We start from the raw sequence: 10496 nt of genomic DNA on the forward strand, positions 1-10496 counted from the left end.
GCCCGCCGTAGGGGATCAGAACTTCACCGAGCCTTGCAGATAGATCGTGCGCGGCTGGCCGATGTACAGACCTTTGTTATTGTCGTCATAGGCGCGGGTGAAATACTCGTGGTTGAACAGGTTTTTCACGCCGACGCCCAGATTCAGGCCGGCCATTTCCGGGCCGAAATCATAGGCGGCGCGCACGCCCCACAGCATATAGCCGGGAATGCGGCCGGTGCTGCCGTCGGCGCTTTCCGCCACGGTGTTGGCGTTATCGGCGAACTGGCTGGATTGGAACTCGCCGTTGAGGTTAAACGCCCAGTTGCCCGGCGTGTAGTCCAGCCCCAGCGTGCCTTTATGCTTCGGTGAGAACGGCACCTGGTTGCCCTTGTAGCCGCCGTCTTCGCGGATAGTGGCGTTGACGTAGGCGTAGCTGGCGTAGGCGGTCAGATCGTCCAGTTTCGGCGTCAGCTGCGACAGATCGTAACGCAGGCTGCCCTCCAGCCCGGCGTGGCGAGTTTTGCCGCGCGCGGTCACGCTGTCGGTCACCTGGTTGGAGTCGTACTGGTTGTTGAAGTTGATCAGGAACAGCCCGATCTCGCCGGTCAGCGCATCGCCGGCGTAGCGGGTGCCCAGCTCCCAGGTGCGCGCCTTCTCCGGTTCAATCTTGCCGCTGTCGACCGCTTTGCCCATCTGGCTGTATTGCACGGTGCCGAAGGAGCCTTCGGTGTTGGCGTACAGGTTCCAGTATTCGTTAAGGTGATACATCACGTTCAACGCCGGCAGCGGCGCGTTATAGCTGACGTCGAGGCGGTTGTTCTTGATGTAGTTGTTCTGATACGACTTGATGTACTCGTAGCGCATGCCTGGCGTGATGGTCCAGTCGCCGATGTCGATGCGATCGTCGATATAGAAGGCGTGCGCCTCGGTGCCGGACTGGGTATCGCGATCGTACGGGCTGGCGCTGGACGGCAGCCGGCCGGTGCTGGCCTTGCTGGTGTAGCGCAGCTCGTGGGTGGATTCGCTGACGTAGCGGTAGCCGACGCCGACCTCATGCGCCGAGTCTCCCCAGCGGAAGCTCTGGCTGTAGCGCGGTTCCACGCCGCGCACCCAGTATTCGCGCGGTGACAGCGTCAGATTTTTGCCCTGATCCAGATAGCCGCTGCGCAGGGTGTAGGTGTAGAAGCTCTGCACGTCGAACTTGTGCTGTTGATCCGGCTGATACTGATAGCCGAAGTTCGCCAGCTGGCGGCGGCCCCAGAACTTGTCGTACGGGCGCGTCGACTGGAACGGGTTGGCGTTGTAGTCCGCCCGGCTCAGGCCGCCCGGCATGTCCGCCTCGCCTTCGTAGTATTGCAGCAGGCTGTTGAAGGTGTGCACCTCGTTCGGGGCGTAACGGCTTTTCAGCATCACGTCGTCAATCTTGGTCGCGCTGTGTTCGCGCCAGTCGCTGCCGCGGGTGCCGGAGTAGAGCAGCGCCGCGCCGAAGCCGTTGTCGGCGGTGCCGCCGATCATCAGGTTGCCGGTGCCTTTCGGGTGATCCTGGCGCGAAGTCGGGCTGAGCTGCCCCTGCATACCGGCTTCCATGCCGAAGGTTTTCGGGATGGCGCGGGTGACGAAGTTGACGACGCCGCCGACGCTCTGCGGCCCGTAGCGCACCGCGCCGCCGCCGCGCACCACGTCGATCGCGTCCATATTGCCGAGCGAGGCCGGCGCCAGCGACAGCTGCGGCTGGCCGTAAGGCGCGAAGGGCACCGGGATGCCGTCCATCAGTACGGTGGAGCGGCTGGCGAGGCGCGGGTTGAGGCCGCGAATGCCGAAGTTCAGCGCCATGTCATGGCTGCCGGTGCCGTTGTTCTCCGGCGCCACCACGCCCGGCACGCGATTCAACGCTTCGCGCACGGTGGTGGTGCCGGTTTTGGCGAATTCTTCGCGGCGCACCACGTCGCGCGCGCCGGGATGTTCGAACACGTCTACCTGGCGGCCTTCCGCCAGCCAGTCACCGACCACGGTGATGTCTTCTTCCTTCTGCGGCTGAGGCAGTTTGGCCAGCGTGTAACCGTTGTTGCCGAGCGCTATAGCCTGCAGGCCGCTGCCCGCCAGCAAGGCGTTCAGGCCGTCATCGACGCCGTAGCTGCCGCTCAGGCCCGGCGAACGTTTACCGGCGGTCAGCGTGCCGTCCATCGAGAGCGCGATGCCGGCGCGCGCGGCGAAAGCGTTCAGCGCGCCGTCCAACTCACCGGCCGGAATATGATAGGCTGCGGCGGCGCTGGCGGCGCTCGCCGTCAGCGGTGCGGCGAATGCCAGGCCAATGGCCACGGCCAGCGGCGTGGCGCGTTTTCCCCAAAGCGAAGCCGGCGCTCCCTTTCCCCAAGCGTTGTTCATACCTTCTCCTGAATCATTTTTTATTTATTGCTGCAGTGTTTTCCTGGGAGTCGGATGAGCGAAGCAAAAGGGACAATCAAGAATGCGATTTTTTATCATTTTCATTTAAAAAATTCAGGCGGGAACGATTTGCAGCCAATAGCGGGTAAAGCTTTGCAGGCGCACCGGCAGCGTCTGGCTGAGCAGGGCGAGGGCGCGATCGGTATCGTTGAGCGGGAAACTGCCGCTGACGCGCAGGCCGGCGACGGCCGGATCGCAGCTCAGGTGGCCACGTCGGTAGCGCGCCAGTTCGGCGATCACCTGGTCCAGCCGCCATTGGCTGACGCTCAGCACGCCGCGCAGCCAGCCGTCCTCCGCCGCAGCCGGTTGCTTGTCGCTGAAGGCCGAGGCGCTGAAGCCGATCTGTTCCCCGGCGTCCACCCGGCGCGTTTGCTGCGGATCCTGCGCCAGCTGCGCTTCGACCGCATGCTCCAGCACCGTCAGGCGCGTCTCGCCGCCGATCTCGCGCACCAAAAAGCGGGTGCCGAGCGCGCGCATCGCCCCCTGCGGGCTTTGCACCCACAGCGGCCGGGGGTCGCGCCCGGTAATCAGGCTGATTTCTCCGGCGTGCAAACGGATCAACCGTTGACGATCGTCGTAATGCACGTCCACCGCACTGGCGGTGTTCAGCACCAGTTGGGTGCCGTCGCTTAACACAATGGGTTTGATTTCGCCGGTGGCGGTGCGGTAGTCGGCGCGCAGCTCCCGGCCGAACGGCGATTGGTAAAGGAAACCGCCGCCACCTACGCCAAGCAACAGCAGCAGGCTCTTCAGCAGGGTGCGGCGATCGATTGCCGACTGGCGGCCGGCGCGATCGAGCGCGCGGTAGCTGAACTTGCCCGGCACGCCCTGCAGCTGGCTCTGCAGCGCTTCGACGCGCTGCCAGGCCCAGCGGTGATCGGCGTGCTGCTGGTGCCAGGCTTGCCACTGTAGGCGCTGGCGGTCGGTGACGTGCTCATCGCACAGCAGGGCATACCAGTGTGCGGCCATCTTCAGCGCCTGGCGCTGCTCGGGGGTAATGGCGTTGCTCATGAGAAAACGTCGTTTTCCAGGCTGAACAGCAGGCAATGTTCGGTGGCCTTGGCCATGTATTTTTTAACCGAACTGACCGACACGCCGAGGCGCACGGCGATGTCCGCATAGCCCAGGCCTTCGAGCTGCGACAGCAGAAAGGCCTGTTTCGCTTTCGGCCCCAGGCCGTCGAGCATGGCGTCGATCTGCTGCAGGCTTTCCAACAGGCTCTGGCGCTGTTCCGGCGACGGGGCGTAGCCTTCCGGGATCAGCGTCAGCATCTCCAGATAGGCGCGCTCCAGCGTTCTGCGGCGGAACAGATCGACCATCACCCGCTTGGCGACGGTGACCAGAAAGTCTTTCGGCTCGCGCAGGGTCTCCGCGGCGTCGCTTTTCAGCAGGCGCATAAAGGTGTCCTGCGCCACATCGTCCGCGTCGAAAGCGCAGCCCAGCCGCCGGCGCAACCATCCCTGCAACCAGGCGTGATGGGTGGCGTAAAGGCGCGACAGCGCGGCGTGCGGGGCGGAAGCGGTGGCGGACATGGTTTTCGCATTGCTGGTCAAAAAGATGCGCGGATGATAATTGAGAATGGTTATCGTTTCAAGTTTGTCGGGTGGGTTCCTGAATGGTTCCGGCCTCTTTTTATCGCGTTGAAATAGGCTGACGGGCGCGAAAATATCCCTTTGCCCATTAAAGGTGCAGCAAAGGTGTTATTCCGGTAAGCAAACGGTTGCTATTAATCTGCCGTCGAAGATCGCCGCGTGTTTTATTCTTTTTCTTCGGTTGGTTTTCTTTGTTTAATTGGTATCACTTTGTTTTAACGTGAAAATATATTTTTTGTCGGTCTGTTGGCACACGGCTTGCTATGCTTAACCTGGTCTTTAAGTTTGGGCAACAGAAGGCATTGTTTCATCGACGCAGGTTATTATGCGGGTGAGATTGGCCGGTCGTCACAAGGAAGAAAATAATGGCACTGCAATTCACCACGGCTATTCGTGGCAATTTTTTTGATATCGCGGCCTGCGTGGAGGAACCGCAACAGCTTGACGAACGCCTGCGGCACATTCCCGACGGTTTGTTGCTGCTGAATGGGGGCGTCATCGCCTGGTTCGGCAGCTGGCAGCAGGGTGAGGCGCTGTTGCCGCCGGGTTTCGCGGTCACGGAGTATCGCGACAAACCGATCGTACCGGGCTTTATCGACACCCATATCCACTATCCGCAAACCGAAATGATTGGCGCCTATGGCGACCAACTGCTGGACTGGTTAAATAATTACACCTTCCCGACCGAAAGCCGCTATGGCTGCGAGCGGCACGCCGACGCGATGTCGGCCTTCTTTCTGCGGGAGTTGCTGAGCAACGGCACCACCACCGCGCTGGTGTTCGGCAGCGTGCATCCGCAGTCGGTCGATGCGCTGTTCAGCCAGGCGCAAACGCTGAACATGCGCCTGATCGCCGGTAAGGTGATGATGGATCGCCATGCGCCGCAGGCGCTGCTGGAAACGCCGGAGCAGAGTTACCGCGACACGCGCGAGTTGATTGAACGCTGGCACGGCAAAGGCCGCCTCGGTTACGCCATTACGCCGCGCTTTGCGCCAACCAGCACCCCGGCGCTGCTGGCGCAGGTGCAGCGGCTGCGCGAAGAATTCCCCGACGTGTGGCTGCAGACGCACCTGAGCGAGAATCCGCAGGAAGTGGCCTGGGTAAAATCGCTGTTCCCGCAAAGCCAAAGCTATCTGGACGTTTACCATCGCTACGGCATGACCGGCGGCAAAAGCGTGTTCGCCCACTGCCTGCACCTGGAGGAGCAGGAGTGGGACTGCCTGTGCGAGACCCGCTCGGCGATCGCCTTTTGCCCCACCTCCAACCTGTTCCTCGGTAGCGGGCTGTTCGACCTGCAGCAGGCCTGGCGCAAGCGGGTGAAGCTCGGCATCGGCACCGACGTGGGGGCAGGCACCTCCTTCAATATGCTGCGCACGCTGGGCGAGGCGTACAAGGTCGGCCAGCTGCAGCATTACCGGCTCTCCGCCGTAGAAGCGTTCTATCACGCCACCCTGGGCGGCGCCCGCGCGCTGTCGCTAGACGACAAAATCGGCAACTTCGACGTCGGCAAAGAGGCGGATTTCGTGGTGCTCGATCCGGCGGTGACGCCGCTGCAGCAGTTACGCTACGCCAACAGCGCCACGCCGGCGGAACAAGGCTTCGTGCTGATGACGCTGGGGGACGATCGCAATATTTATCGCACCTATGTGGACGGCAAGGTGGTTTATCAGGCGGCGGTGTCAGACTGATTTCATTCGCGGTGTTGGCGCAAAGGCATATTGGAATACGCCGACACCGCGTGGCGACAATTTTAACATAAGGAAGTGAAAGCCTTGATAGCGTTATTGCTGCACACGTTGTGGATGAAAAACAGACAATGGAAGGGCGGCGCATGATTATTTATTGGACATGCCGAGATGTAGTCTGAATACGATTATTTGGTTAGGAGACTCTTTATTGGTTTTTTATGAATATACCTAGTGATATACAGCCATGTTGCTGGATAAGTGCGTAAAAAGCATTGCATTTCTTCGGGGGGCTCTATATCATAATGAGAATAATTATCTTTACGATATCGCTGCTTAAAAAGCAACAGGCTTGTTTTAATCACTGTTGCTGTTTTTTCGGTGTACTTCTGCATTTTACGAGCCAGGATTGGCTTGAGCTTTATTTCTGGAAAGGGATTTCATGCGTGATTTGTTTCGACAGGAAGCCACGGATCATCAGCGGGCGAAATGGGCGGGTAAGGCCTTATTGATAAACGGCTTGCCCGCCTGGTGCTTTGGTCTTTTATCGTTTTTATTTATTCTTGTTTTCCTCTCTTTTCTTATATTCAGTCATTATACGCGCCGCATTAATGTTTATGGTGAAATCACCACCTTCCCCCGCTCAGTCAATGTGTTTGCACCCCAGCAGGGTTTTATCTCGGAACGCTTCGTCGAAGTGGGCGACGTGGTTAAAAAAGGCCAGCGTCTTTATCAGATTGATGTCAGCCGGGTGACGGATAACGGGAAAGTGAGCGCCAATACGCGCCTGGCGCTGGAAAACCAGTTAAAACACGTTGACAGCATCATCCTTAAGTTGCAAGACAACAAGCGCATGACGCTGGAAAATCTACGCGCGCAAAAAAAACAGTATGAATTGGCGCACATGCAGTCCAAACAGCTGTTGGATAACGCACGAGAAGGGGTGGCATTTGCTCAGGACAACATGCGTTCCTATAAGGAATATCAGCAGCGCGGTCTGATTACCAAAGATCAGCTTAGCGGACAAACCTATTCGTTTTATCAACAACAAAGTCTGTTCCAAAACCTGCATAGCCAACACATTCAGGAATCGTTGCAAATTACGAATTTGGAAAGCGACATCGTTACGCGCGCGGCAGATTTCGATAATCAAATTTCACAGTACCAGTTTCAGCGTAATGATTTGCAACGGCAGTTAGCGGAAGCCGATGCCAGCGGCGCATTGATCGTGAACGCCCCGAGCGATGGCCGCATTGAATCTCTCAGCGTTACCCCGGGTCAGATGGTCAATAGCGGTGACAGTCTGGTACAGATTATTCCACGTAATGGCGCGATTTATCAGCTAGTTTTATGGTTGCCGAACGCCAGTGTGCCTTATGTTTCAGCGGGGGACGCCATCAACATTCGTTATGATGCTTTCCCCTATGAGAAGTTTGGCCAGTTTCCCGGCAGGATAGAAAGCATCGCTTATGTGCCGGCCTCCATGCAAGAAATGTCAACTTACAGCAGTTCTCCCGTGCATCAGCCCAACGCGCAAACGGCATCTTATTACAAGGTCACCGTTTCCCTGGATGAAACGCATATCAGTTACCAGGGCAAGGCGTTGCAGCTCACTAACGGCATGCGGGCTCAATCCACGCTGTTTCTGGAAAAAAGGCCTTTATATCAATGGATGTTCTCGCCTTTCTACGATATGAAAAACAGCCTGATGGGGCCAATCAATGACTGAATCTTATTTCGACACGCTAAAGGGCAAACTCAATTTGTCGCTGCGCCGCAAAGTGCCGCAGATCCTGCAAACTGAAGCCTCGGAATGTGGGCTGGCCAGTCTGGCGATGGTATGCCATTACCATGGCTTGCAAATCGATCTGTTTAATCTGCGCAGCCGCTACGGCTTTTCTTCACGCGGGGCGACGCTGTCCGCGCTGATTGACATCGCGAGCGCACTGAAACTGCAATCCAGAGCGTTATCGCTGAATATCGATGAACTTAAGGCATTGAAAATGCCTTGTATTCTGCATTGGGACATGAAGCATTTCGTGGTGCTTGTCAGTGTCAGCCGAGGGCGGGCGGTGATCCATGACCCTGCCTTTGGCCGTAAAGTGCTGGGGTTGCATGAACTGTCGCGGCATTTTACCGGCGTAGCGCTTGAGCTGTGGCCAGACAGTGAATTTCAGCCGATCAAACAGCAAAGCAGATTGCGTTTTCGCAAACTGATGAGCAATGTGCGCGGCCTCAAGGGGGCCTTGCTAAAGATCTTCTGTCTGTCGATCGTGATTGAAACGGTTAATCTGCTGTTGCCCGTCGGTACGCAGTTGGTCATGGACCATGTGATTCTGGCCGGCGATCATGATCTTTTAGCGCTGATATGCATAGGATTGCTGTTTTTTATTTTATTCCGTACCGGCGTATCCATGTTGCGCTCGTGGATCTCTATCGTCATGGGCGCGTTGATAGACGTGCAGTGGAAGGCGGGAGTGTTCGATCATCTGATGAAATTGCCGCTTTCCTTCTTTGAGAAGCGCAAGTTGGGTGATATTCAATCCCGTTTCGGCTCATTGGATACGATAAGAGCGACTTTCACTACCAGCATCGTCAGCAGTATTATTGATGGCATCATGTCCGTAGGCGTATTTATCATGATGCTGCTCTATGGCGGCTGGTTGGTTTGGGTGGTGCTCGGCTTTACGGCGATATACGTTATTCTCAGGTTGTCGACCTATCAATATTATCGGCAGCTGTCGGAAGAGCAGTTGGTGAAAGGGGCACGAGCCGGGTCTCATTTCATGGAAACGTTGTATAGCGTCAGTACGTTAAAGGCGCTGGGGTTATCTGAAACCCGTTCGCAGTATTGGCTGAATCTAAACGTAGAAACGATCAATGCCGGTATCAAGCTGACCAAATTAAACATGATGTTTGGCGGCCTGGGGGCGTTTATCGCCACCTGCGATCAGGTGATCATCCTTTGGCTAGGCGCGGCATTGGTCATAGACAATCAAATGACGATCGGCATGTTTATCGCGTTTAACGCCTACCGCGGGCAGTTTTCGGAGCGTGCCAGCAGCCTGATCGACATGATGCTTCAGCTGCGAATGCTGAGTTTGCATAATGAAAGGGTGGCGGACATTGTGCTTTCGTCACCGGAATCGCAAATGCCCGCGCGCCAGCTCTTCACAAAAGGCAAAGCCGCGGAGCTTCGGGTGCGGAATCTGCGCTACCAGTATGATCGCTTGGCGAAACCCATTATCGCGGATTTGAATCTCAGCATTGCAGCGGGAGAAAGCGTGGCGATTGTCGGTCCCTCCGGCGCGGGTAAAACCACGTTGATGAAGTTAATGTGTGGGTTGCTGTCGCCGGATGAAGGGGCCGTGCTGGTCGACGGTATGGATATCAGCAACATTGGCGTTAATAATTATCGCCAATGTATCGCTTGCGTGTTGCAGGATGACAAGCTGCTGGCGGGATCTATCGCTGAAAATATTTCAGGATTTGATGCCGAAATGGATCTGAAGCGTATTGAGGCGTGCGCACGACGTTGCAATATGCATGATGATATTCAAAACATGCCGATGGGCTATGAAACATTGATCGGCGAACTGGGGGGGAGCCTTTCTGGCGGGCAGAAACAGCGCTTATTGATAGCCCGTGCGCTCTATCGTCGCCCCAGCATTCTGTTTATGGACGAAGCGACTAGCCACCTGGATCTAGATAATGAAACACATATTAACCGCGCTATTTCACAACTGAACATTACCCGCGTGATTATTGCGCACCGTCCGTCGACGATTGCCTCTGCGGATAGAGTCATTCGACTCGGGTAATGTCAGCTTCGCTTTACCTGGCCTCTTCACCCCGATATTTCCGCTACTTCAACCGCGCACTCATCCTGCGGTGAACCCATGAAAAAAGGGTTATCACAATGATAACCCTGGCATGATGTGACGCTTTAGGCGCTGAAGCCAATGTTAACCGCTGAGGTCAACCGCGAGGCTTGCAGGGCCCCGATCAGTTCGAATCGGTATTGTTGTTGTTCCCCCACATGGTACCGCCGCCGTTGCTCCCGCCCCAGGGAATGCCTGATGGGCCAACTGAGCCGGGGGCACGATCGCCGGTGACATAGTTACCGACAGCACCGCCGACAATAGTGCCGACAACGCCGCCCGCCACGCCACCGATAGAGCCGATGCCGCCGCCGATCGCTGCGCCGACAGTTTCTGCGGAAACCGTCAATGTACCGCTGCGATCTCCTGCACCGGAAATGATTGAACATTCTTCAGAGGTAAGATTGCGCATACTTGCTCCTTAGTAATTAAATTTTAAAATAAGCCACGTTGATCATGCTGAGCGTCGCCCGCGATCGCTATTGAGCAATTTATGCGTGGCGATAACGGCAAAGGCGATAAGGGCGTATTTCAAGAAACGATTGAGGCTGAAATAATCCGCAATCGCGCCAACAACAAGCCCGATTAAAATGGCGAACAATATAATGAATAATCTTTTCATATGATGGATACGAATCTTCCTGCATTAGTTACTGTCGGCAGGATTGTTCGTCGATGTTTGTTTATTGCCACCCAACATGGACTCCACCATTTTGCCAGCGGTATAGGCGGCACCACCGATAACGGCACCGGCAACAGCGCCTGGGCCAGCACCGACGCCGCCAGCCATGGCGCCGGTCATCGCTCCACCAACCGCGCCGGCAGCGACTGCACCGCCCAACTCTGCATAGCTGAAATCCCCAGCTGCCGCGATAAAGTTCACTTCATTAAGTGTAAGCTCTCTCATAATG

At 56.7% G+C, this 10496-nt stretch carries 9 protein-coding genes; 3 read left to right on the plus strand and 6 right to left on the minus strand.

Going from position 1 to position 10496, the window contains the following annotated elements; all coding sequences use genetic code 11:
- Positions 1-15: 15 nt before the first annotated feature.
- From fecA to fecI, 3 genes are all read right to left on the minus strand, one after another.
- On the minus strand, positions 16-2367 hold the full coding sequence (fecA, locus tag SSARUM_RS11070; RefSeq protein ID WP_060430000.1) for a TonB-dependent Fe(3+) dicitrate receptor FecA: 2352 nt from the start codon (positions 2365-2367) through the stop codon (positions 16-18).
- Positions 2368-2481: 114 nt separating this feature from the next.
- Positions 2482-3438, minus strand: coding sequence for a ferric citrate uptake sigma factor regulator FecR (gene fecR / locus SSARUM_RS11075; RefSeq protein ID WP_033648233.1), 957 nt, complete (start codon positions 3436-3438; stop codon positions 2482-2484).
- Positions 3435-3959: a ferric citrate uptake sigma factor FecI gene (gene fecI / locus SSARUM_RS11080; RefSeq protein WP_033648234.1), complete on the minus strand. Its 525-nt coding sequence runs from the start codon at positions 3957-3959 to the stop codon at positions 3435-3437. Before fecI ends, fecR begins: the two co-directional genes overlap by 4 nt.
- Positions 3960-4384: 425 nt before the next feature.
- Here fecI and guaD point away from each other — a divergent pair, with 425 nt between their 5' ends.
- From guaD to SSARUM_RS11095, 3 genes are all read left to right on the plus strand, one after another.
- Entirely contained in the window at positions 4385-5707 is a 1323-nt protein-coding gene (guaD, locus tag SSARUM_RS11085; RefSeq protein WP_033648235.1) for a guanine deaminase, read from the plus strand.
- Between the two features lie 439 nt (positions 5708-6146).
- A complete protein-coding gene (locus tag SSARUM_RS11090) occupies positions 6147-7433 on the plus strand; it encodes an HlyD family secretion protein (protein ID WP_033648236.1) in 1287 nt (428 codons plus the stop codon).
- A complete protein-coding gene (locus tag SSARUM_RS11095) occupies positions 7426-9525 on the plus strand; it encodes a peptidase domain-containing ABC transporter (protein ID WP_033648237.1) in 2100 nt (699 codons plus the stop codon). Before SSARUM_RS11090 ends, SSARUM_RS11095 begins: the two co-directional genes overlap by 8 nt.
- A gap of 184 nt (positions 9526-9709) precedes the next feature.
- On the opposite strand, the gene SSARUM_RS11100 is transcribed toward SSARUM_RS11095, so the two are convergent.
- The 3 genes from SSARUM_RS11100 to SSARUM_RS11110 are packed head-to-tail and all read right to left on the minus strand — an operon-like array spanning position 9710 to position 10492.
- Positions 9710-9997, minus strand: coding sequence for a hypothetical protein (locus SSARUM_RS11100; RefSeq protein ID WP_025302730.1), 288 nt, complete (start codon positions 9995-9997; stop codon positions 9710-9712).
- 42 nt (positions 9998-10039) lie between these two features.
- Complete coding sequence (locus SSARUM_RS11105) at positions 10040-10207, minus strand: hypothetical protein (RefSeq protein WP_154067229.1); 168 nt, start codon at positions 10205-10207, stop codon at positions 10040-10042.
- A 24-nt stretch (positions 10208-10231) separates the two neighbouring features.
- Positions 10232-10492 carry a hypothetical protein gene (locus SSARUM_RS11110; RefSeq protein ID WP_049196799.1) on the minus strand — a complete coding sequence of 87 codons (261 nt, stop codon included), beginning with the start codon at positions 10490-10492 and terminating at the stop codon, positions 10232-10234.
- Positions 10493-10496: the final 4 nt, after the last annotated feature.

The organism is Serratia sarumanii, from assembly GCF_029962605.1.
In the GTDB taxonomy this organism is placed as follows: domain Bacteria; phylum Pseudomonadota; class Gammaproteobacteria; order Enterobacterales; family Enterobacteriaceae; genus Serratia; species Serratia sarumanii.

Coding starts and splice junctions, on each gene's coding strand:
- fecA (WP_060430000.1), bottom strand. CDS start 2,367: ATGAACAACGCTTGGGGAAAGGGAGCGCCGGCTTCGCTTTGGGGAAAA.
- fecR (WP_033648233.1), bottom strand. CDS start 3,438: ATGAGCAACGCCATTACCCCCGAGCAGCGCCAGGCGCTGAAGATGGCC.
- fecI (WP_033648234.1), bottom strand. CDS start 3,959: ATGTCCGCCACCGCTTCCGCCCCGCACGCCGCGCTGTCGCGCCTTTAC.
- guaD (WP_033648235.1), top strand. CDS start 4,385: ATGGCACTGCAATTCACCACGGCTATTCGTGGCAATTTTTTTGATATC.
- SSARUM_RS11090 (WP_033648236.1), top strand. CDS start 6,147: ATGCGTGATTTGTTTCGACAGGAAGCCACGGATCATCAGCGGGCGAAA.
- SSARUM_RS11095 (WP_033648237.1), top strand. CDS start 7,426: ATGACTGAATCTTATTTCGACACGCTAAAGGGCAAACTCAATTTGTCG.
- SSARUM_RS11100 (WP_025302730.1), bottom strand. CDS start 9,997: ATGCGCAATCTTACCTCTGAAGAATGTTCAATCATTTCCGGTGCAGGA.
- SSARUM_RS11105 (WP_154067229.1), bottom strand. CDS start 10,207: ATGAAAAGATTATTCATTATATTGTTCGCCATTTTAATCGGGCTTGTT.
- SSARUM_RS11110 (WP_049196799.1), bottom strand. CDS start 10,492: ATGAGAGAGCTTACACTTAATGAAGTGAACTTTATCGCGGCAGCTGGG.